The organism is Streptomyces sp. N35 (assembly GCF_016464295.1).
Lineage (GTDB): Bacteria > Actinomycetota > Actinomycetes > Streptomycetales > Streptomycetaceae > Streptomyces.
Genome location: NZ_JAEIMH010000003.1, coordinates 180680 through 203031, shown reverse-complemented (window position 1 = coordinate 203031; position 22352 = coordinate 180680). Strand labels below are relative to the sequence as shown.

The window sequence follows — 22352 nt, the reverse complement described above, 5'->3', positions numbered from 1 at the left end:
CGGCGACACCTTCCGCGGTGTCGCCGCCCTCGCGCATCTGCGCCCCGAAGTACTCCTCGCGGCCGGTTCGCCCGGCCGCGAACTCCTTCGCCGCCACCTGGGTGAGCAGCGACCTCGACGCCAGGACGCGGGCGAACTCGGCCACCCGCTTGTCCAGTTCGTCCTCGGCGTGCACCTCGTCCACGAGTCCGGTGCGCAGCGCCCGGGCGCTGTCGATCAACTCGCCCGAGAACAGCAGGTACTTGGCCGTCGCGGGACCGACGAGATCCACCAGCCGCCGGGTCGAGGACGCCGCGTAGACGATCCCGAGCTTCGCGGGCGTGATCCCGAACAGGGCACCCTCCGTCACGAAGCGCAGATCACAGGCCACGGCCAGCTGGCAGCCACCGCCCACGCAGTGCCCCCGTACGGCCGCGAGCGTCGGCTTCGGGAACGCCGCGAGGGCCTCCTCGGCCCGAACGGCGAGCTCGCGCGCCTCGTCGGCGGACTCCACCAGGCCCGAGATGTCGGCGCCCGCGCAGAACGTGGCGCCTTCACCCGTCAGGACCAGCACCCGCACCCCAGGGTCGGCGGCGAGCTCGTCGAGCAGCGGGGGCAGGGCCCGCCACATGGCGTTCGTCATGGCGTTGCGCTTGGCCGCGTGCGAGATCACGACCGTGGCGACACCGTCGGCAAGGGCATGGACAAGCTGTGGCGGGGGATCCGAGGACATGCGCCGGATGCTATCCGCACCCCCTGCTCGTACGATCGGACCAGGGGGCGGCCCGTAGGGAGACGCCATGGCCACACCCGAAGAAGGAACAGGCAAGGACCTGGGCACGGAGACCGGGCCCGCCGCAGCCGCCGAGCCCACGTCCGGCACTGCGCCCGGCAGTACCTCCGGCGGTACGCAGCTCACCGAACCCGGCCGCAAGATGAACCGCAGCCTCGGCCTGATGACCGCGCTCGGGGCGATCCTCGTACTCGGTGGTCTCGTCGGTCTGGTCTACACCGGCGTGGCCACGCTCACCTCGATGATCCTCTTCGGCTGGCTGCTGCTCATCGGCGGTCTGGTCGGTCTGGTGCAGTCGCTGCAGATGCGGGGGTCCAACTTCTTCTGGCTGGGCGTGGTCGTGGCCGCCCTCAACATCGCCGCGGGCGTCGTCGTGATCCGGCATCCGGACGGCACGGCCGAGGCGCTGACGATGTTCGCCGCGCTGCTGTTCCTGACCGGTGGTGTGTTCCGCCTGGTGGGCAGTGTCGTGGTACGCGGGCCGCAGTTCGGACTGACCCTGGTGCAGGGCGCGTTCGGCCTTCTGATCGGTGTGCTGATCCTGGCGGAGTGGCCCGGCAGCAGCTTGTACGTGATCGGTTGCTTCTTCTCTCTCGCCCTGCTCTTCGACGGTCTCGGTCTGATCGCGATGGGGATCGCGGGCCGCCGAATCGTCAGTCTGGTAAGCGGAGTTGAAGACTCCGAGGCTCCCAAACCCCCTGAATCCCCGACAGCTTGAAGTCAGAACAAGAAGCACACGAAGCAGTCGCACAACTGACGCCGTCATACGCACTCGGTCAAATGCCGTCGATACGCGACGAGTTCCGGTCACCGAACCGGTCCGGACCAAAACCTTCCCAAACTCGAAGGGTGGTGACTATCGAGCGTGAGGGCGGCGACCGGCAGATGCGCGAATACGGCAGGGTGCCCCCCGACCGACCAACGGCCGGGCCGCTGCCGTACGAGGGAGTCTGGAGATTCACCGCACCGTCCGTGGACGCCTCGGTGCCACAGGCCCGCCGTGCGGTCCGCGATCTGCTCGCCCGGCAGGGTGTCCCCGCCGCCGACGACACGGTGCAGGGCCTGCTCCTGATCGTCTCCGAGCTGGTCACCAATGTCGTACGGCATGCGGCGCTGCTCTCGCCGATGCTCGCCGTCGAGGTGGCCGTGGGTGCCGAGTGGGTGCGCGTGTCCGTCGAGGACAACCACCCGTACCGTCCCAAGGCCCTCGAGGCCGATCAGGGGCAGACGGGCGGACGCGGCCTGCTGCTCGTACGGGAGATCACCAAGGAAGCCGGCGGGGCCTGCGACGCGGAGCACACCGCGACCGGCGGCAAGGTGATCTGGGCCGCCCTGCCGCTCAAGCCCCAGGTCACCACCCCGCGCTGGGACCCGTCAGCTCCTTGATCGCCGGCCGGGCGGCATCGAGCACGGTCATGAACCAAGCGGAGAACGGGCCGTGTTCGTGCCGCACCAGGAGCTCCTCGGGCGTCACGAACGCCGTCTCGCCCACCTCTTCGGGGTCCGGGCGCAGCGGGGACTGCACCATCCCGACGAACAGATGGTTGAACTCCTGCTCCACCAGGCCCGATTCGGGATCCGGGTGGTTGTAGCGCACCGTGCCGGCCTCCGCCATCAGCGACGGCGAGACCCCGAGCTCCTCGGACACGCGGCGGGCGGCCGCGGCGAACGGCGCCTCGCCCGGGTACGGGTGCCCGCAGCAGGTGTTGGACCACACACCGGGGGAGTGGTACTTGCCGAGCGCCCGGCGCTGCAGCAGCAGCCGGCCCTGCTCGTCGAAGAGGAACACGGAGAACGCCCGGTGCAACCGACCGGGCGCCTGGTGTGCGGAGAGCTTCTCCGCCGTGCCGATGGTAGTGCCGTCCTCGTCGACCAGTTCGAGCAGGATCGCTTCCGCGGCGCCGTTCTGGGAACTGTTCGCCGCGGTGGCTGGGGTGATCGGCATAACCATCCTTTCGGGTCGAAGCCTCAAGTTTGCCGCAGTTTCCGGGGTGCCGGGCTCCGCCGCTCCGCACCGGGCGGTTTTCCGGGCGGCGCCCGGGCGCTTCGCGGGTATGTGGGGGCTGACGCCCCCGCATACCCGGATGGTTGCTCACACTCCGAAAGCCGCCGGATAGCGGATCGTGCCCGCGGGGACCGGACCCGCGCCCTCGAGGACCATCGCCATCATCGCCTCGTCGGGCACCTCGAACCCCGGCCGCACACCGAACTCCGATGCCCGGGTGAAACCGAAGCGCGGGTAGTACCCGGGGTGGCCCAGGACGGTGAGCAGCCGCTCCTGCCCCCGCGCACGGGCCGCCTCGATCACCGCTTCGATGACCGCGGCGCCCGCACCCTGCCGCTGGTACTTCGGCAGCGTGGCCACCGGAGCGAGCACAAGGGCCGGCTCCTCGTCGACGAGACAGCGAGTGATCAGGGCGTACGCGGCCGGCTCGCCGTCCGGCGTCTCGGCCACATACGCCAGGCCCTCGATCCACGCCTGCTCGTCCTCGCGCAGCGCGTCCACCAGGTCCGCCTCCATCGAGGTCTCGAAGGCGGCCGCGTTCAGCGCGTGCACCGACGCGCGGTCCGACGGCTTCTCCGGTCGTACGGCCCAGTCCGTTCCCATGCATTTCTCCTTGTCGTGCCGCTTGTCCATCTCCCCATGATCAAGCAGTTTTGAAGAAGCCACCGACCCGTCCCGGTTCCTAGCCTGGAGTCACAGACGCCGGCCCGCAGCGAAAGGCACTCCGATGGCCACCGCGAAGAAGACCACCACCGCAGCGAAGACCACCGCGGCGAAGACCACCGCAGCGAAGAAGACCGCCGCCAAGAAGGCCCCCGCGAAGTCGTACGACGGCTTCTCCGAGGAAGAGCGCGCGGCCATGAAGGAGCGGGCCAAGGAGCTCAAGGCCGCCGAGAAGGCGGATCCCGAGGGCGTCGTGCGCGCGAAGATCGAGGAGATGACCGGCAGCGACCGGGCCATCGCCGAGCGGCTGCACGAGATCATCAAGGAGAACGGCCCCGACCTGATCCCGCGCACCTATTACGGCATGCCCGCGTACGCCAGGAACGGCAAGGTCCTGTGCTTCGTGACGCCCGCCGCGAAGTTCAAGACGCGATACCTCACGCTCGGCTTCGAGCAGGTTGCCAACCTGGACGACGGCTCGATGTGGCCGACGTCGTACGCCATCACCGAGCTGACGCCCGCGATCGAGAAGCAGGTGGCCGAGCTGGTGCGCCGCGCCGTCTCCTGACCTCCCACCCCGCGGGGTGTCTCAGTGGCACACCTTCGCCTCGTGGTCCGCATGCCCGCCCGGCTCCAGCTGGAAGGTGCAGTGCTCCACGTCGAAGTGGTCACCGAGGCACCCCTGCAGATCGTGCAGCAGCTTCTCGTGGCCGATCGAGTCCAGCATCTCCGCGCTGACCACGACATGCGCCGAGAGCACCGGCATGCCCGAGGTGATCGTCCACGCGTGCAGATCGTGCACGTCCTCGACGCCCGGCAGCGCCAGTATGTGCGAGCGCACTTCTTCCATGTCGACGCCCTTGGGCGCCGACTCCAGGAGGACGTTCAGGGTCTCGCGAAGGAGTTTGACCGTGCGGGGCACGATCATCAGGCCGATCACGATCGACGCGATCGGGTCGGCGGCCGTCCAGCCGGTCAGCAGGATGATCAGCGCGGAGACGATCACCGTGGCCGAGCCGAGCGCGTCCGCGAGGACCTCCAGGAAGGCCCCGCGTACGTTCAGGCTCTCCTTCTGTCCCCGCATCAGCAGCGACATCGAGATCAGGTTCGCCACCAGGCCGATCACACCGAAGATGATCGCCAGACCGCCGTCGGTGTCGGCGGGGGTGAAGAAGCGCTCGACCGCTTCGTACAGCACGAAGCCGCCGACCCCGAGCAGCAGCAGACAGTTGGCGAGCGCCGCCAGGATCTCCGCGCGGGCGTAGCCGAAGGTGCGGTTCACGCTCGCCGGGCGGTTGGCGAAGTGGATCGCGAGCAGGGCCATCCCGAGCCCGAGGGCGTCGGTCGCCATATGGGCCGCGTCGGCGACCAGAGCGAGCGAGTTCGCGGCGATGCCACCGATGATCTGGACGACCATGATGCCGAGCGTGATGCACAGCGCGATGCGCAGCCGCCCCATATGCGCGGCGGATACCGTGCCACCCGAATTGGTGCCTGTGTGCCCGTGGTCGTGCCCGGCTCCCATCGGCCCTCCCTCGCAAAAGTCTTCGTCACACGCAGGTGCGGCGCAGCCCTCGCAGCGGGCCGGCGATCACAGTGAACTACGGGTGGGGGGTATCTGGCAACGCTGCACTGAACACCGTTGTCATGTGCCCTGACCTGCGCAAACGCTCCGCAGGTCAGAGGCTTGCGACGCCCGGGACCCGGCCCCGCCGCGGACGACGCGGTTTGTGAGTTGCGGGCCGGATAAAGGAAGATGAACGCGGTGGCGGTGCAGCTGCAGTCCACCATGATCACGTCGTGAACGGGCGGTGAACGCCCGCTTCCATTCATCCGATAACCTCAGCCGACGTGCCGCCCGGGCCGCCGGTCCGGTGGTCCCCACCTGCACGCCGTCCGGCGCCGAGCGCCGGCCCCCCAAGGAGTGAGTCCGTCTGTCGACCGCCATTCTCACCGGCTCGCCGGTACCCGGCTCGTCGCTCGAAGGCGATCTGCGGGCCCTGGGTTTCGACGTGCGGGTCGCGTCCACGCCGGCGGACACCGCCGCGCTGCTGGCCGCCGCACCGGCCGATGAGCGGGTCGCGCTCGTCGACGCGGGCTTCGTCGGCCATCGGCACGCGCTGCGCCTCGGCCTGACCGACCCCCGCTTCCGTGCCTCGGCCGTGCCCGGCGCGGTCGCCGCGCTCCCCGAAGCCCTGCCCGCCCTGGCTCGCGCGGTACAGCAGGCCGCGGCGGGAGCGGGCGGTGACACCGTCGTACGCGTGGACGCGCTCGCGGACCGGGTGGCCGCCGCCCTCGAAGCGGACGGCACCGAAGTGCACCGCCCCGAGCTCGGCACTCTCGTCGCCGCGGTCCCCGGTGACCCGCAGGCACGCAACGAGGCCCGGCAGGCCGTCGACGCCGTCGACGAGGAGGCCGTCCGCCTCCGTACCGCCGTGAAATCCCGCGACGGCTTCTTCACCACCCACTTCATCAGCCCGTACTCGCGCTACATCGCCCGCTGGTGCGCCCGCCGGGGACTCACCCCGAACCAGGTCACCACGGCCTCGCTGATCACCGCGCTGATCGCGGCCGGCTGCGCCGCGACGGGTGAGCGCTGGGGCTTCGTCGCGGCCGGTGTGCTGCTGATCTTCTCGTTCGTCCTGGACTGCACCGACGGGCAGCTCGCGCGCTACTCGCTGCAGTACTCGACGATGGGCGCCTGCCTCGACGCCACCTTCGACCGTGCCAAGGAGTCCGCCTACTCCGCGGGCCTCGCGCCCGGAGCCGCCCGGGGCGGCGACGACGTATGGGCCCTGGCGCTCGGCGCGATGATCCTGCAGATCTGCCGGCACGTCGTCGACTTCTCGTTCAACGAGGCCAACCACGACGCCACCGCCAACACCAGTCCCACCGCCGCGCTCTCCGACAAGCTCGACAGCGTCGGCTGGACGGTGTGGCTGCGGCGGATGATCGTGCTGCCGATCGGTGAGCGATGGGCGCTCATAGCGATCCTGACCGCGCTGGCCACTCCGCGGATCACGTTCGTGGTGCTGCTGATCGGCTGCGCCTTCGCGGCCCTCTATACGACGGCCGGCCGCGTGCTGCGGTCGCTCACGCGCAAGGCGCAGCGCACGGACCGGGCCGCCCGGGCGCTGGTGGACCTCGCGGACAACGGCCCCTTGGCCACGTACCTCGGTGGTGATCTGCCCGGCCGCGGTCGCAAGCTCGGCGGCTTCTTCGCCCCGGTGATCGCCGCGCTCGCTGTGACGCTGGTCCTCACCGCCGCCGCTTCCGGGTACGGCGACTGGGCTCTCATCAGCGCCGCCGCCATGTACGGAATCCTCAGCGGGCTCGCCGTCAGCAGCCCCCTCAAGGGCCCGCTCGACTGGCTGGTCCCCCCGCTGTTCCGCGTCGGCGAGTACGTGACCGTGCTCATCCTCGCGGCCCATGCGGACGTGAACGGAGCCCTTCCCGCGGCTTTCGGCCTGGTGGCCGCGGTCGCCTACCATCACTACGACACGGTGTACCGCATCCGCGGCGGCACCGGCGCGCCCCCGACCTGGCTCGTGCGGGCGATCGGCGGGCAAGAGGGAAGGACGCTCGTCGTCGCGGTCGCGGCGGCACTTCTGTCCGCACAAGACTTCTCGGTCGCGCTCACGGTTCTCGCCGTGGCCGTGGCCTTGGTGGTGCTCGTCGAGAGCATCCGCTTCTGGGTGATCGCCGCACGCCAGGGCGCACCCGCCGTACACGACGAAGGAGAACCCGCATGATCGGCCTCGTCCTTGCGGCAGGCGCCGGACGGCGTCTGCGTCCGTACACGGACACCCTGCCCAAGGCGCTGGTGCCCGTCGACGGTGACACCACCATCCTCGACCTGACCCTCGGGAACTTCGCCGAGATCGGTCTCACCGAGGTCGCGATCATCGTGGGCTACAAGAAGGAGGCCGTCTACGAGCGCAAGGCGGCGCTCGAGGCGAAGTACGGCCTGAAGCTCACCCTGATCGACAACGACAAGGCCGAGGAGTGGAACAACGCCTACTCCCTGTGGTGCGGCCGCGACGCGATCAAGCACGACGTGATCCTCGCCAACGGCGACACCGTGCACCCGGTCTCCGTCGAGCACACGCTGCTCGCCGCCCGCGGTGACGGCAAGAAGATCATCCTCGCCATCGACACGGTGAAGTCCCTCGCGGACGAGGAGATGAAGGTCGTCGTCGACGCCGAGAAGGGCATGACGAAGATCACCAAGCTGATGGACCCGGCGGAGGCCTCCGGCGAGTACATCGGCCTCACCCTCATCGAGGGCGAGGCGGCCGACGAGCTGGCCGACGCCCTCAAGACGGTCTTCGACGCCGACCCGCAGCAGTTCTACGAGCACGGCTACCAGGAGCTCGTGAACCGCGGTTTCAAGATCGACGTGGCCCCCATCGGTGACGTGAAGTGGGTCGAGATCGACAACCACGACGACCTCGCCAAGGGCCGGGAGATCGCGTGCCAGTACTGACCCGGCTGATGCCGAGCCCGGTTGTCGTCGACATCCGGGCGGGCGCGCTGGACGATCTGCCGACGATCCTGACCGACCAGCGCATCGCCCCCACCGGAAAGCTCGCGTTCGCCGTCAGCGGCGGCTCGGGCAAGGCGCTCCAGGAGCGCTTCGCCCCGCTGTTCCCGGGCGCGCAGTGGTTCAGCCAGGCCGACGGCACGCTCGACGGCGCGATCGCGCTGGCCGACGCGGTCAAGAAGGCCGGGCGCTACGACGCCCTGGTCTCGCTCGGCGGCGGCAAGGTCGTCGACTGCGCGAAGTACGCGGCGGCCCGTGTCGGTCTCCCGCTGGTCGCCGTGGCGACCAACCTCGCGCACGACGGACTGTGCTCCCCGGTCGCGACGCTCGACAACGACGCCGGCCGCGGTTCGTACGGGGTGCCGAGCCCGATCGGCGTGGTCATCGACCTCGACGTGATCCGGGACGCCCCCGTCCGCTTCGTGCGCGCCGGTGTCGGCGATGTGATCTGCAAGATCTCCTGCGTCGCCGACTGGGAGCTGTCCAACAAGGTCAACGGTGAACTCGTCGACGGTCTGGCCGCCTCCATGGCCCGGCAGTCCGCCCATGCGGTGCTGCGGCACCCGGGCGGTGTGGGCGACGACGCCTTCCTGACCGTCCTTGCCGAGTCCCTCGTGATGTGCGGGCTCTCCATGTCGGTCGCGGGCGACTCGCGGCCCGCGTCAGGGGCCTGTCACGAGATCAGCCACGCCTTCGACCTGCTCTTCCCCAAGCGCAATGCGCTCCACGGCGAGCAGTGCGGATTCGGCGGCGCGTTCGCCACGTTCCTGCGGGGAGATCTGGAGACCGCCGGCGAGATGGCCCAGACGCTGCGCCGCCACGGACTGCCCGTGCTCGCGGACGAGATGGGCTTCAGCCGGCAGGACCTGGTCGAGGCGGTGCTCTTCGCGCCGCAGACCCGCCCCGGCCGCTACACGATCCTCGAGCACCTCGACTACAACGCCGATCAGATCAAGGACGCCTACGCCGACTATGCAAAAGCCATCGGTAGCTGAACTGCGCCCGGTCGTTCACCCCGCCGGGGTGAAGGACCGCCGCAGCGGCGAGCACTGGGCCGGCCGGCTCTACATGCGCGAGATCTCGCTGCGGGTGGACCGGCACCTGGTGAACACGAAGGTCACCCCGAACCAGGTGACCTATGTGATGACCCTCGCCGGCGCCCTCGCCGCCCCCGCGCTGCTCGTCCCCGGTATCTGGGGCGCGGTGCTCGGTGTGGTCATGGTGCAGCTCTACCTCCTCTTCGACTGCGTCGACGGCGAACTGGCCCGCTGGAAGAAGCAGTACTCGCTCGCCGGTGTCTACCTCGACCGCGTCGCCGCGTATCTCTGCGACGCCGCCGTCCTGGTCGGCTTCGGTCTGCGGGCCGCGGACATCTGGGGCGAGGGCCGGATCGACTGGCTGTGGGCGTTCCTCGGTACGCTCGCCGCGCTCGGCGCCGTACTGATCAAGGCCGAGACGGACTTGGTCGGCGTGGCCCGGCACCAGACCGGCAAGCCCGTGGTCCAGGAGGCGGCCAGCGAGATCCGCTCCTCCGGGATGGCCCTGGCCCGCAAGGCCGCGTCCGCCCTGAAGTTCCACCGCCTGGTGCTCGGCATCGAGGCCTCGCTCCTGATCCTGGTCCTCGCGATCGTGGATTCGGCGCGCGGCGACCTGTTCTTCTCGCGTCTCGGTGTCGCCGTACTCGCGGGCATCGCGCTGCTGCAGACGCTGCTGCACCTGGTGTCCATCCTGGCCTCGAGCAGGTTGAAGTGACCGTCGAGGCCGAGCGGCTGAAGGTCGGTGCCGTCATCATCACGATGGGCAACCGGCCCGACGAGCTGCGCGCGCTGCTCGATTCGGTCGCCAAGCAGGACGGCGACCGGATCGAGGTGGTCGTCGTCGGCAACGGCTCGCCCGTGCCCGAGGTCCCTGCGGGCGTCCGCACCGTCGAGCTGCCCGAGAACCTCGGCATCCCCGGCGGCCGCAACGTCGGTATCGAGGCCTTCGGCAAGAACGGCAAGGACATCGACATCCTGCTGTTCCTCGACGACGACGGTCTGCTGGCCCGGCAGGACACGGCCCAGCTGTGCCGCCGTGCCTTCGCCGCGGACCCGGAGCTCGGCATCATCAGCTTCCGGATCGCCGACCCCGACACCGGCGAGACCCAGCGCCGCCACGTCCCGCGCCTGAGGGCGTCCGACCCGATGCGCAGCTCGCGGGTCACCACGTTCCTCGGCGGTGCCAATGCCGTACGCACAAAGGTGTTCGCCGAGGTCGGCGGCCTGCCCGACGCGTTCTTCTACGCGCACGAGGAGACCGATCTGGCCTGGCGGGCCCTCGACGCCGGCTGGATGATCGACTACCGCGCGGACATGGTCCTGTACCACCCGACCACGGCGCCCTCGCGGCACGCGGTCTATCACCGGATGGTCGCCCGCAACCGCGTCTGGCTGGCCCGGCGCAATCTGCCGGCGCCTCTGGTCCCCGTCTACCTGGGTCTGTGGCTGCTGCTCACGTTGCTGCGCAGGCCCTCCCGGCCCGCGCTCAGGGCGTGGTTCGGCGGCTTCAAGGAGGGCTTGCGGACCTCCTGCGGTCCGCGGCGCCCCATGAAGTGGCGGACGGTATGGCGGCTGACCCGACTGGGCCGACCTCCTGTCATCTGACAAGCTCGTGTCTGAGACCATTCGGGCCGACCGCATTTTCCGGGGACACCCCGGACCCCGGCCGGCCCAGGTACTCGCCTGTGCGCGAAAACCCCGGCGCATTCAAGAAGACGAAAGTTTCCACTTGTGAGTGAGACGACGCATGACGGCGGTGTCACCGTGACAGCGTCTTTGGGGCAAGAGTCCCCGGACGATCGGCTCTCGCGTGCCGAACTGGCCGCGAAGTACGGCCTGAGCCAGAGCGGCGCCCGGCCCGGGCTGTTGGAGTACGTGCGCCAGCTGTGGACCCGGCGCCACTTCATCCTCGCGTTCTCGCAGGCCAAGCTGACCGCGCAGTACAGCCAGGCCAAGCTGGGCCAGGTGTGGCAGGTGGCGACGCCGCTGCTCAATGCCGCGGTCTACTTCTTCATCTTCGGCCTGCTGCTCGGCGGCCGGGGCGGCATGGGCAACGACATGTACGTGCCGTTCCTCGTGACCGGCGTCTTCGTCTTCACCTTCACGCAGAGCTCGGTGATGGCGGGCGTACGGTCCATCTCGGGGAACCTCGGTCTGGTGCGCGCGCTGCACTTCCCGCGCGCCTCGCTCCCGATCTCGTTCTCGCTCCAGCAGCTCCAGCAGCTGATGTTCTCGATGCTCGTGCTGTTCGCGATCCTCATCGGTTTCGGGCACTACCCGGACCTGTCGTGGCTGCTGATCATCCCGGCCCTGGTGCTGCAGTTCGCGTTCAACGTCGGCCTCTCGATGATCATGGCGCGGATGGGCAGCAAGACGCCCGACCTCGCGCAGCTGATGCCGTTCGTGCTGCGCACCTGGATGTACGCGTCCGGCGTGATGTTCCCGCTGGCCCCCATGCTGGCCAAGGCGCACGCCCCGTCCTGGGTCGCCGACGTGCTGCTCGCCAACCCGGCAGCGGTCTACATGGACCTCATGCGGTACGCGCTGATCGACGGGATCACCGCCTACAACCCGCTGCCGCCGCACGTCTGGGCCCTCGCGCTCGGCTGGGCGGTCGTCACCGGCGTCATCGGCTTCGTGTACTTCTGGAAGGCAGAGGAGCGCTACGGCCGTGGCTGAGCAGCGGAACGACACCCACATCCCCACCGTCATCGCGGACGAGCTGCACATCGTCTACCGCGTCAACGGCGCCAGGAGCGGCAAGGGCAGCGCCACCGCGGCCCTGAGCCGCATCATCAAGCGCGGCGAGGACCGCGGTGTGCGCAAGGTGCACGCCGTACGGGGCGTCTCCTTCACCGCGTACCGGGGCGAAGCCATCGGCCTGATCGGCTCCAACGGCTCCGGCAAGTCCACGCTCCTGCGGGCCATCGCCGGCCTGCTGCCCGCCGAGAAGGGCAAGGTCTACACCGACGGCCAGCCCTCGCTGCTCGGTGTGAACGCGGCGCTGATGAACGACCTCACCGGCGAGCGCAACGTCATACTCGGCGGGCTCGCGATGGGCATGACCCGCGAGCAGATCAGGGAGCGCTACCAGGGGATCGTCGACTTCTCGGGCATCAACGAGAAGGGCGACTTCATCACCCTGCCGATGCGCACCTACTCCTCCGGCATGGCGGCGCGGCTGCGCTTCTCCATCGCAGCCGCCAAGGACCACGACGTCCTCATGATCGACGAGGCCCTCGCCACCGGTGACCGCGCCTTCCAGAAGCGCTCCGAAGCGCGGATCCGTGAGCTGCGCAAGGAGGCCGGCACGGTCTTCCTGGTCAGCCACAACAACAAGTCCATCCGCGACACCTGCGACCGGGTCCTGTGGCTCGAACGCGGAGAGCTGCGGATGGACGGGCCGACCGCCGAGGTCCTCAAGGAATACGAGAAGTTCACCGGCAAGTAGCCGTTCGAACGCTAGGGAGCCCGGCCCGGCGCCCGCGGGGGGCCGCCGCGGCGCCCCGGGTGGGCTCCCTAGCGTCACGGGTTGCGTAGTCCCGTGAGACCGGGTGACGAGGTCAATTCCTGGTCAACTTCCTTACCTGTGAGGAAGGTTGACACGAATAGGTGCGTTGTTGTGATGTGCAGAACACCCCGGCATTCCGCCCGGCGCTGTACAACGTAAGCTGGATCAGTCGGGCGGCGTGTCCGAAATAGAGTGAATTGGGTCGGCAGTGTAGAACGGGAGAGTGACGGCCATGGCTACGGAAAACTCCCAGCTCCGACAGCGTTTCGCCGTCCCTGCGCCCCTTCCCCGGGCGGGCGGCGGCCGATGAGGCGCTCTGCGGACGTCCAGGAGCGGGCGACGCTGGACAAGGCCGCCGACGAGAACTTTCCGGTGGCCCCGTTCTTTCTGCCCAGGGCCTGGCGCGAGGACCTGATGGCGGTCTACGGCTTCGCCCGCCTCGTCGACGACATCGGCGACGGAGACCTGGCCCCCGGCGGCGCCGACGCCCTGGCCCTCGGCCTCGACCCCGGGCGGAGCGACGACCGCGTCGCCATGCTGGACGCCTTCGAGACGGACCTGCGCAAGGTCTTCGACGGCCGCCCCGGCCATCCGCTGCTCCAGCGCCTGCAGCCCACCGTGCGCCGCCGCGCGCTGACCCCGGAGCCGTTCCTCGGCCTGATCGCCGCGAACCGCCAGGACCAGCTCGTCAGCCGCTACGAGACGTACGACGATCTCCTCGCGTACTGCGAACTCTCCGCCAATCCGGTCGGCCGCCTCGTCCTCGCCGTCACCGGCACCGAGACCCCCGAGCGCGTCCGGCGCTCGGACGCCGTATGCACCGCGCTCCAGATCGTCGAACATCTCCAGGATGTTTCCGAGGATCTCGCCCGTGACCGGATCTATCTGCCGGCCGAGGACATGAAGCGCTGCTCGGTACAGGAGTCCGACCTGGCACGCCCGCACGCGGGCGCCGCGGTGCGCTCGCTGATCGCATACGAAGCAGAACGCGCCCGGGACCTCCTGAATGAAGGCACCCCGCTCGTGGGTAGCGTCCACGGCAGGCTCAAGCTCCTGCTCGCCGGCTTCGTCGCCGGGGGACGGGCGGCCCTGCGCGCCATCGCCGCCGCCGAGTACGACGTGCTCCCCGGACCGCCCAAGCCCACCAAGCCCCAGCTCCTTCGTGAGGTGGGCGCAGTCCTGCGACCCGACCGTGGAGAGGGGTGAGCGAGGCCGTGGAAGGGAACAACGCCGCGGGCGCCCCGGTGCTCGCCGCGTACAGCTACTGCGAGGCCGTCACCGGGCAGCAGGCGCGCAATTTCGCCTACGGGATCCGGCTGCTGCCCACGCCCAAGAGACGCGCGATGTCCGCGCTCTACGCGTTCTCGCGCCGCGTCGACGACATCGGTGACGGTGCGCTGCCGCCCGAGGTCAAGCAGCTCCGTCTCGAAGAGACCCGCGAACTCCTCGACCGTATCCGCGAAGGCCGCGTCGACGAGGACGACACCGACCCGGTGGGCGTCGCGCTCGCCCATGCCGCACGCGCCTTCCCGATCCCGCTCGACGGGCTCGACGAGCTGATCGACGGCGTCCTGATGGACGTCCGCGGCGAGACCTACGAGACCTGGGACGACCTCAAGGTCTACTGCCGCTGTGTCGCGGGCGCGATCGGCCGCCTGTCACTCGGCGTGTTCGGCACCGCGCCCGGCGCGCGGCACACCGAACGCGCCTCGGAGTACGCCGATACGCTGGGCCTGGCCCTCCAACTCACCAACATCCTCAGGGATGTTCGCGAGGATGCCGAAGGTGGCCGCACCTACCTTCCCGCCGACGATCTGGCCAAGTTCGGCTGCTCGGCCGGGTTCGCCTCCGCCGAGCCGCCGGCCGGCTCGGACTTCGCGGGGCTCGTCCACTTCGAAGTGCGCCGCGCCCGCGCCCTGTTCGCCGAGGGCTACCGGCTTCTGCCGATGCTCGACCGCCGCAGCGGCGCCTGCGTGGCCGCGATGGCCGGCATCTACCGCCGTCTGCTCGACCGCATCGAGCGCGACCCCGAAGCCGTTCTGCGCGGGCGGGTCTCGCTGCCCGGACGCGAAAAGGCCTACGTCGCGGTCCGCGGCCTCTCCGGTTTCGACGCCCGCAGCATCGCCCGGCACACATCCGCCGGCAGGCGGGCGTGACCATGAGGGCTCCTCGCTGTTTGTACGGGGTGTGCCTCAGCATCCCGACCGATGCCCGCATCCCTTACGATGCCCGGGCAAATCCCCCCAAGCGGCAAGCAACCCTCCACCGGCGATCGGCGTCCCTGACTGAGATGACCCACCAGGAGTTCATCCCGGGCATGGCCGCGGGGGAGGGCGTATGACCGCGCAGGAAGAGCAGGCCGACGGCGCAGCGCGCCGCTGTGCCGTGGTGGTCGGCGGCGGACTCGCCGGCATCACCGCGGCACTCGGACTCGCCGACGCCGGCCTGAACGTCACCCTGCTCGAAGGTCGGCCCCGCCTCGGCGGCCTCGCCTTCTCGTTCCAGCGCGGCGACCTCACCGTGGACAACGGCCAGCACGTCTACTTGCGCTGCTGTACGGCGTACCGCTGGTTCCTCGACCGCGTCGACGGCGCCGCGCTCGCCCCGCTGCAGGACCGGCTCGACGTACCGGTGCTCGATGTCGCGACCCCCAGCCCCCGGCTCGGCCGGCTCCGGCGCGCAGGGCTGCCCGTACCGCTGCATCTGGCCCGCAGCCTCGCCACGTATCCGCATCTCTCGCTCGCCGAGCGCGCCAAGGTCGGTCGCGCCGCCCTCGCGCTCAAGGCGCTCGACCTCGCCGACCCCGCCCTCGACGACGAGGACTTCGGCAGCTGGCTGGCCCGCCACGGACAGTCCGCGCGCGCCATCGAGGCGCTGTGGGACCTGGTCGGCATCGCCACGCTGAACGCGGTCGCCGGGGACTCCTCACTCGGCCTCGCCGCCATGGTGTTCAAGACCGGGCTGCTCTCCGAACCGGGCGCCGCGGACATCGGCTGGGCCCACGTCCCGCTCGGCGACCTGCACGACCGGCTCGCCCGTGAGGCGCTCGACAAGTCCGGCGTACGCACGGAGCTGCGCGCCAAGGTCGCGGGCATCTCCCGTACGGACGAGGGAAGTTGGCGCGTGCGCACCGACAGCGAGGAGATCGACGCGGAAACGATCGTCCTCGCCGTACCGCAGCGCGAGGCCCATGAACTGCTGCCCGACGGCGCGCTCGACGCCAAGGACCAGCTCCTCGAGATCGGCACCGCGCCGATCCTCAACCTGCATGTGATCTACGACCGCAAGGTGCTCAAGCAGCCCTTCTTCGCCGCGCTCGGCACCCCCGTGCAGTGGGTGTTCGACCGCACGGAGGCCTCCGGGCTCGACGGCGGCGGCCAGTACCTCGCCGTCTCGCAGTCCATCGCGCAGAACGAGATCGACGCACCCGTGGCCGAGCTGCGCGAAAGGTATCTGCCGGAGCTGGAGCGGCTGTTGCCGGCCGCCCGCGGCGCCCAGGTGCGCGACTTCTTCGTGACGCGCGAGCGCACCGCCACCTTCGCCCCCACACCGGGCGTGGGCCGGCTGCGGCCAGGACCGCGCACCAGAGCTCCGGGCCTGTATCTGGCCGGCGCGTGGACCGCCACAGGGTGGCCCGCGACCATGGAGAGCGCCGTCCGCAGCGGCGCAGCGGCCGCACGCGCCGCACTCGGCACTCTCGGCCGCCCCCAGGACCATCTGTTCGAGGAGGCGGCATGAGTACCAGCACCACCACCGGAACAAGAGGAGAGACAGTGCCGACTGAGCCTTCGGCCGCAACGGCCGCCGACCACGGGCAGGGGGACGCCGCCGATGTGACGGCGCTGCTCGAGCGTGGCCGGACGTTGGCCACGCCGGTGCTGCGCGCCGCCGTCGACCGGCTCGCGCCGCCGATGGACACGGTCGCCGCGTACCACTTCGGCTGGATCGACGCCGAGGGCCGGCCCTCCGACGGCGACGGCGGCAAGGCGGTACGTCCCGCGCTCGCGCTGCTGTCCGCCGAGGCGGCGGGCGCGGCGCCCGAGGTGGGCGTCCCCGGCGCGGTGGCCGTCGAGCTGGTGCACAACTTCTCGCTCCTGCACGACGACCTGATGGACGGCGACGAACAGCGCCGCCACCGCGACACCGTGTGGAAGGTGCACGGCCCTGCGCAGGCCATCCTCGTCGGGGACGCGCTGTTCGCGCTGGCCAACGAGGTGCTGCTCGAACTCGACACCGTCGAGGCCGGCCGCGCCACGCGCCGTCTGACGGCCGCGACCCGGGCGCTGATCGACGGTCAGGCCCAGGACATCTCGTACGAGCACCGTGAGCGGGTCACCGTCGAGGAGTGCCTGGAGATGGAGGGCAACAAGACGGGCGCGCTGCTCGCCTGCGCCGTCTCCATCGGCGCGGTGCTCGGCGGCGCGGACGACAAGACCGCCGACACCCTGGAGAAGTACGGCTACCACCTCGGTCTCGCCTTCCAGGCCGTCGACGACCTGCTCGGCATCTGGGGCGACCCCGAGTCCACCGGCAAGCAGACCTGGAGCGATCTGCGCCAGCGCAAGAAGTCCCTGCCGGTGGTGGCCGCGCTCGCCGCCGGCGGGCCCGCGTCCGAGGAGCTCGGGCGGCTGCTCGCCGCAGACGCCAAGGCGAACGACTTCGAGAACTTCTCCGAGGCGGAGTTCGCGCACCGGGCCGCGCTCATCGAGAAGGCGGGCGGACGCGAGTGGACCGCCGGGGGGCCCCGCGGGCACCACCCGCCCGCCCCCGAGGGGATCGAGAGTGCCGCCAGGCGGGAGGGGGCCAGGGCCCAGCCCGCGGCGCCCGCCGACTTCGTCGTCGTACGGAAGAGATGATCGCCATCGACAAGCGCAGCGCAGATCCTCGAGGGCTCATATGACTCGCAGTCGCCGGCCGGTGCACTGACCCAGCGGTCAAGGCATCGGCCGACGGCGAACCCCAGCACAGCAGAAGTCGAAACTGCACGTAAGGGGAAGCCATGACAGCGACGACCGACGGAAGCGCCGGGGCGATCCCGCCCGACGCTCCCGCGGCCAGCGAATCCGTCCGCACGCCCGCCGCGCTCGACGGGGCGCGGCAGGCCAATCAGCGCGCGATCGAGTATCTGCTCGACCACCAGGACGACGAGGGGTGGTGGAAGGGCGATCTCGAGACCAATGTGACGATGGACGCCGAGGACCTGCTGCTTCGTCAGTTCCTGGGCATCCGGGACGAGAAGACCACACAGGCCTCCGCGTTGTTCATCCGGGGCGAGCAGCGTGCGGACGGCACATGGGCCACGTTCTACGGCGGACCCGGTGAGCTGTCCACCACGGTCGAGGCCTATGTCGCGCTGCGGCTCGCCGGTGACGATCCCGAGGCCGAGCACATGGCGAAGGCCTCCGCGTGGATCCGTGCCCAGGGCGGGATCGCCTCCGCGCGCGTGTTCACACGGATCTGGCTGGCGCTGTTCGGCTGGTGGAAGTGGGATGATCTGCCCCAACTCCCGCCGGAGCTCATCTACTTCCCGAAGTGGTTCCCGCTCAACATCTACGACTTCGGCTGCTGGGCGCGGCAGACCATCGTGCCGCTCACCATCGTCTCGGCCAAGCGCCCCGTGCGTCCCGCGCCGTTCGCGCTCGACGAGCTGCACACCGACGCCCGCGATCCCAACCCGCACAAGCCTCTTGCCCCTGTGGCCAGTTGGGACGGGGCATTCCAGCGGCTCGACAAGGTGCTGCACACGTACCACAAGGTGGCCGTGCCGGGGCTGCGGCGGATGGCGATGCGCTCGGCTGGGCGGTGGATCGTCGAGCGGCAGGAGAACGACGGCTGCTGGGGCGGGATCCAGCCGCCCGCGGTGTACTCCGTGATCGCCCTGCATCTGCTCGGCTACGACCTCGACCACCCCGTCCTGCGCGAGGGCTTGGCGTCCCTCGACCGGTTCGCGGTGTGGCGCGAGGACGGCGCGCGGATGATCGAGGCCTGCCAGTCGCCCGTATGGGACACGTGCCTGGCCGTCATCGCCCTGGCCGACGCGGGGCTGCCCGCCGACCATCCGGCCCTGGTGAAGGCCGCCGACTGGATGCTGGCCGAGGAGATCGCGCGGCCTGGTGACTGGTCGGTGCGCAGGCCCCAACTGGCGCCCGGCGGCTGGGCGTTCGAGTTCCACAACGACAACTACCCGGACATCGACGACACCGCCGAGGTCGCCCTCGCGCTGCGCCGTGTCCGGCACCCCGACCCCGCGCGAGTGGACGCCGCGGTGAAGCGGGCCACTACTTGGACGTACGGGATGCAGTCCAAGAACGGCGCCTGGGCAGCGTTCGACGTGGACAACACCAGCCCGTTCCCGAACCGGCTTCCGTTCTGCGATTTCGGCGAGGTCATCGACCCGCCGTCCGCCGATGTCACCGCCCATGTCGTCGAGTTCCTCGCCGGCGAGGGCAAGGCCCACGATCCGCGCACCCGGCGCGGCATCACCTGGCTGCTTGCCGAACAGGAGGCCAACGGGGCCTGGTTCGGACGCTGGGGCGTCAACTACCTCTACGGCACAGGGTCCGTGGTGCCCGCCTTGGTGGCCGCCGGACTGCCCGCCGCGCATCCGGCGATCCGCAGGGCCGTGGACTGGCTCGAGTCGGTGCAGAACGACGACGGTGGCTGGGGCGAGGATCTGCGCAGTTACGTGGATGAGTCCTGGGTCGCGCGGGGCGAGTCCACCGCGTCGCAGACCGCCTGGGCCCTGCTCGCCCTGCTCGCGGCGGGGGAGCGGGAGTCCAAGGCCGTGGAGCGCGGGGTCGCGTGGCTGGCCGAGACGCAACAGGCGGACGGGGGCTGGGACGAGCCGTACTTCACCGGCACCGGCTTCCCCTGGGACTTCTCGATCAACTACCACCTGTACCGGCAGGTGTTCCCGCTCACCGCACTCGGTCGTTACCTCAACGGCCCAGGGCACGAGGGGGGTTGATGAGCACCACGCACGAACCGGTGGCCCCGCTGCTCATCGCCTGCGCGCTGGGCATCGAGAAGCTGGCCCTGCGCAGCGGCGACCGCAGCGGAGCCGCGGGACCGGTCACCGTGCTGCGCACCGGTATGGGACCGAAGGCCGCCGAGCGCGCGGTCGGCCGCACGCTCGCCGACCGTGGTCTGCGAGGCGCCGCCGTGATCGCCACCGGCTTCTGCGCCGGGCTCGCGCCCGGAATGCACCCGGGCGATCTGGTCGTCGCCGAGCACACGGTCGACGACCGCGGCACCACCCCCTGCGAAGGGACAGAGCTGCTGGTCAAGGAGTTGGTCAAGGCGGTACCCGGGCGGACCGTGCACACCGGTCCGCTCACCGGCTCCGCCCATGTCGTGCGCGGACACGAACGCGCCGAGCTGCTCGCCAAGGGCTCGATCGCGGTGGACATGGAGTCCGCCGCGACCCTGCACACCGCCCGCGCCGGGGGCTCGCACCCCGTTGCGGCCGTCCGGGTGGTCGTGGACGCCCCGGAACATGAACTGGTCCGTATCAGCACGGTGCGCGGTGGAATATCAGCCTTCCGCGTTCTTCGTTCTGTACTTCCTGCTTTCTACGAATGGCACCGTTCTTTGCTGCTCCCCCGGAGGTGAGCCAGATGGCCATGCCCCTTCGACAGTCCATCAAGGTCGCGACATATCTTGCCGAGCAGAAAATCCGTAAGCGGGAGAAGTTTCCGCTGATCGTGGAGCTCGAGCCGTTGTACGCGTGCAATCTCGCCTGTGAGGGCTGCGGCAAGATCCAGCACCCCGCGGGCGTGCTCAAGCAGCGGATGCCCGTGGCCCAGGCCGTTGGCGCGGTGCTCGAATCCGGTGCGCCGATGGTGTCGATCGCCGGCGGCGAACCGCTGATGCACCCGCAGATCGACGAGATCGTGCGGCAGTTGGTGGCGAAGAAGAAGTACGTCTTCCTCTGCACCAACGCGATGCTGCTCCGTAAGAAGATGGACAAATTCAAGCCCTCTCCCTATTTCGCTTTCGCCGTGCACATCGACGGAATGCGGGAGCGGCACGATGAATCCGTCGCGAAGGAGGGTGTGTTCGACGAGGCGGTGGCGGCCATCAAGGAGGCCAAGAAGCGCGGCTTCCGTGTGACTACCAACTCGACCTTCTTCAACACGGACACCCCGCAGACCATCATCGAGGTGCTCAACTTCCTCAACGACGACCTCGAGGTCGACGAGATGATGCTCTCGCCCGCGTACGCCTACGAGAAGGCGCCCGACCAGGAGCACTTCCTCGGGGTGGAGCAGACCCGGGAGCTGTTCAAGAAGGCCTTCGCGGGCGGCAACCGGCGGCGCTGGCGGCTCAACCACTCGCCGCTGTTCCTCGACTTCCTCGAGGGCAAGGTCGACTTCCCGTGCACGGCCTGGGCCATCCCGAACTACTCGCTGTTCGGCTGGCAGCGGCCCTGCTACCTGATGAGCGACGGGTACGTCCCGACGTACCGGCAGCTGATCGAGGAGACCGACTGGGACAAGTACGGCCGCGGCAAGGACCCGCGCTGCGCCAACTGCATGGCGCACTGCGGCTACGAGCCGACCGCGGTCCTCGCCACCATGGGCTCCCTCAAGGAGTCGCTGCGGGCGATGCGCGAGACCGTCTCCGGGAACCGCGGGTGACGTGATGGACCCCGTGGCGCTCGGGATGCCGTCCGTGCCGGCGCAGCTCGTCGAGCGGCGCCGGTCGCGGCAGATCCAGGTCGGTCCGGTGGCCGTCGGCGGGGACGCGCCGGTGTCCGTGCAGTCGATGACGACCACACGGACCTCGGACATCGGCGCGACGCTGCAGCAGATCGCCGAACTGACCGCGTCCGGCTGTGAGATCGTCCGCGTCGCCTGTCCCACACAGGACGACGCGGACGCGCTCGCGACCATCGCGCGCAAATCGCAGATCCCGGTGATCGCGGACATCCACTTCCAGCCGAAGTACGTGTTCGCGGCGATCGACGCGGGCTGTGCGGCGGTCCGTGTGAACCCCGGGAACATCAAGCAGTTCGACGACAAGGTGCGCGAGATCGCGCGGGCCGCCTCCGTGGCTGGCACGCCGATCCGTATCGGCGTCAACGCGGGCTCCCTTGACCGCAGACTCCTGGAGAAGTACGGCAAGGCGACGCCCGCGGCGCTGGTGGAATCGGCGCTGTGGGAGGCGTCGCTCTTCGAGGAGCACGGGTTTCGCGACATCAAGATCTCGGTCAAGCACAACGACCCGGTCGTGATGATCCAGGCGTACCGGCAGCTCGCCGCCGCGTGCGACTACCCGCTGCACCTCGGGGTCACGGAGGCCGGTCCGGCCTTCCAGGGGACGATCAAGTCGGCTGTCGCGTTCGGTGCGTTGCTGTCCGAAGGCATCGGTGACACCATCCGGGTCTCGCTGTCGGCGCCCCCTGCCGAGGAGGTCAAGGTGGGCCTGCAGATCCTTCAGTCCCTCGGGCTGAAGCAGCGCCGCCTCGAGATCGTCTCCTGTCCGTCCTGCGGCCGCGCCCAGGTCGACGTCTACAAGCTCGCGGACGAGGTGACCGCCGGCCTCGAGGGCATGGAGGTACCGCTGCGCGTCGCGGTCATGGGCTGCGTCGTCAACGGTCCGGGCGAGGCACGGGAGGCGGACCTCGGAGTCGCGTCCGGCAACGGCAAGGGGCAGATCTTCGTCAAGGGCGAGGTCGTCAGGACCGTACCCGAGTCGAAGATCGTCGAGACGTTGATCGACGAGGCCATGAAGATCGCCGAACAGATGGAGAAGGACGGCGTGGAGTCCGGGGAACCCGCCGTGACCGTCTCCTGACAGTCCGTCCTTGAAAGGCAAGC

22 protein-coding genes are annotated in these 22352 nt (G+C 69.8%); 18 read left to right on the top strand and 4 right to left on the bottom strand.

The window, feature by feature from the left end:
• Positions 1–712 (bottom strand): enoyl-CoA hydratase/isomerase family protein (locus JAO81_RS02750; protein WP_233414829.1); only part of this gene is annotated, 712 nt, incomplete at its 3' end.
• A 202-nt stretch (positions 713–914) separates the two neighbouring features.
• Between JAO81_RS02750 and JAO81_RS02745 the strand changes: the two genes are divergently transcribed.
• On the top strand, positions 915–1490 hold the full coding sequence (locus tag JAO81_RS02745) for an HdeD family acid-resistance protein (RefSeq protein WP_199546108.1): 576 nt from the start codon (positions 915–917) through the stop codon (positions 1488–1490).
• A 131-nt stretch (positions 1491–1621) separates the two neighbouring features.
• On the top strand, positions 1622–2158 hold the full coding sequence (locus JAO81_RS02740; RefSeq protein WP_374194249.1) for an ATP-binding protein: 537 nt from the start codon (positions 1622–1624) through the stop codon (positions 2156–2158).
• Here JAO81_RS02740 and idi read toward each other — a convergent pair.
• Together idi and JAO81_RS02730 are read right to left on the bottom strand one after the other, a co-directional pair.
• A complete protein-coding gene (idi, locus tag JAO81_RS02735; RefSeq protein WP_199546088.1) occupies positions 2124–2717 on the bottom strand; it encodes an isopentenyl-diphosphate Delta-isomerase in 594 nt (197 codons plus the stop codon). The genes JAO81_RS02740 and idi overlap by 35 nt on opposite strands.
• Positions 2718–2864: 147 nt before the next feature.
• Complete coding sequence (locus tag JAO81_RS02730; protein ID WP_233414828.1) at positions 2865–3380, bottom strand: GNAT family N-acetyltransferase; 516 nt, start codon at positions 3378–3380, stop codon at positions 2865–2867.
• A 124-nt stretch (positions 3381–3504) separates the two neighbouring features.
• Here JAO81_RS02730 and JAO81_RS02725 point away from each other — a divergent pair, with 124 nt between their 5' ends.
• Positions 3505–4008, top strand: a complete 504-nt coding sequence (locus JAO81_RS02725) for a DUF1801 domain-containing protein (RefSeq protein ID WP_199546086.1) — start codon at positions 3505–3507, stop codon at positions 4006–4008.
• Positions 4009–4029: 21 nt separating this feature from the next.
• Here the strand turns inward: JAO81_RS02725 and JAO81_RS02720 are convergent, their stop codons facing one another.
• A complete protein-coding gene (locus tag JAO81_RS02720) occupies positions 4030–4965 on the bottom strand; it encodes a cation diffusion facilitator family transporter (RefSeq protein WP_199546085.1) in 936 nt (311 codons plus the stop codon).
• Positions 4966–5374: 409 nt separating this feature from the next.
• On the opposite strand from JAO81_RS02720, the gene JAO81_RS02715 reads away from it, so the two are divergent.
• From JAO81_RS02715 to ispG, 15 genes are all read left to right on the top strand, one after another.
• Complete coding sequence (locus JAO81_RS02715; protein WP_199546107.1) at positions 5375–7192, top strand: DUF5941 domain-containing protein; 1818 nt, start codon at positions 5375–5377, stop codon at positions 7190–7192.
• On the top strand, positions 7189–7926 hold the full coding sequence (locus tag JAO81_RS02710; RefSeq protein ID WP_165330379.1) for a sugar phosphate nucleotidyltransferase: 738 nt from the start codon (positions 7189–7191) through the stop codon (positions 7924–7926). Before JAO81_RS02715 ends, JAO81_RS02710 begins: the two co-directional genes overlap by 4 nt.
• A complete protein-coding gene (locus JAO81_RS02705) occupies positions 7914–8978 on the top strand; it encodes an iron-containing alcohol dehydrogenase family protein (RefSeq protein WP_199546084.1) in 1065 nt (354 codons plus the stop codon). Before JAO81_RS02710 ends, JAO81_RS02705 begins: the two co-directional genes overlap by 13 nt.
• Positions 8956–9735 (top strand): CDP-alcohol phosphatidyltransferase family protein, encoded by a 780-nt coding sequence (locus tag JAO81_RS02700; protein ID WP_199546083.1) that lies wholly within the window; start codon positions 8956–8958, stop codon positions 9733–9735. Before JAO81_RS02705 ends, JAO81_RS02700 begins: the two co-directional genes overlap by 23 nt.
• A gap of 44 nt (positions 9736–9779) precedes the next feature.
• On the top strand, positions 9780–10625 hold the full coding sequence (locus tag JAO81_RS02695) for a glycosyltransferase family 2 protein (protein ID WP_199546106.1): 846 nt from the start codon (positions 9780–9782) through the stop codon (positions 10623–10625).
• A gap of 126 nt (positions 10626–10751) precedes the next feature.
• Positions 10752–11699, top strand: a complete 948-nt coding sequence (locus JAO81_RS02690; RefSeq protein ID WP_165330382.1) for an ABC transporter permease — start codon at positions 10752–10754, stop codon at positions 11697–11699.
• A complete protein-coding gene (locus JAO81_RS02685) occupies positions 11692–12471 on the top strand; it encodes an ABC transporter ATP-binding protein (RefSeq protein ID WP_165330383.1) in 780 nt (259 codons plus the stop codon). The genes JAO81_RS02690 and JAO81_RS02685 overlap by 8 nt, the downstream gene beginning before the upstream one ends.
• 366 nt (positions 12472–12837) lie before the next feature.
• A complete protein-coding gene (gene hpnC, locus JAO81_RS02680) occupies positions 12838–13737 on the top strand; it encodes a squalene synthase HpnC (RefSeq protein ID WP_199546082.1) in 900 nt (299 codons plus the stop codon).
• Positions 13734–14687 (top strand): presqualene diphosphate synthase HpnD, encoded by a 954-nt coding sequence (gene hpnD / locus JAO81_RS02675; RefSeq protein ID WP_165330385.1) that lies wholly within the window; start codon positions 13734–13736, stop codon positions 14685–14687. Before hpnC ends, hpnD begins: the two co-directional genes overlap by 4 nt.
• 181 nt (positions 14688–14868) lie before the next feature.
• Complete coding sequence (gene hpnE / locus JAO81_RS02670) at positions 14869–16269, top strand: hydroxysqualene dehydroxylase HpnE (RefSeq protein WP_199546081.1); 1401 nt, start codon at positions 14869–14871, stop codon at positions 16267–16269.
• Positions 16266–17387, top strand: a complete 1122-nt coding sequence (locus tag JAO81_RS02665) for a polyprenyl synthetase family protein (RefSeq protein WP_199546080.1) — start codon at positions 16266–16268, stop codon at positions 17385–17387. The genes hpnE and JAO81_RS02665 overlap by 4 nt, the downstream gene beginning before the upstream one ends.
• A 143-nt stretch (positions 17388–17530) precedes the next feature.
• Positions 17531–19498, top strand: coding sequence for a squalene--hopene cyclase (gene shc, locus JAO81_RS02660; RefSeq protein WP_199546079.1), 1968 nt, complete (start codon positions 17531–17533; stop codon positions 19496–19498).
• Positions 19498–20142 (top strand): 1-hydroxy-2-methyl-2-butenyl 4-diphosphate reductase, encoded by a 645-nt coding sequence (locus tag JAO81_RS02655; protein WP_199546078.1) that lies wholly within the window; start codon positions 19498–19500, stop codon positions 20140–20142. Before shc ends, JAO81_RS02655 begins: the two co-directional genes overlap by 1 nt.
• Positions 20143–20147: 5 nt before the next feature.
• Positions 20148–21170 carry an adenosyl-hopene transferase HpnH gene (gene hpnH / locus JAO81_RS02650; RefSeq protein WP_199546077.1) on the top strand — a complete coding sequence of 341 codons (1023 nt, stop codon included), beginning with the start codon at positions 20148–20150 and terminating at the stop codon, positions 21168–21170.
• A gap of 4 nt (positions 21171–21174) precedes the next feature.
• Positions 21175–22329, top strand: a complete 1155-nt coding sequence (ispG, locus tag JAO81_RS02645; RefSeq protein WP_199546076.1) for a flavodoxin-dependent (E)-4-hydroxy-3-methylbut-2-enyl-diphosphate synthase — start codon at positions 21175–21177, stop codon at positions 22327–22329.
• The last annotated feature ends 23 nt before the right edge of the window (positions 22330–22352 follow it).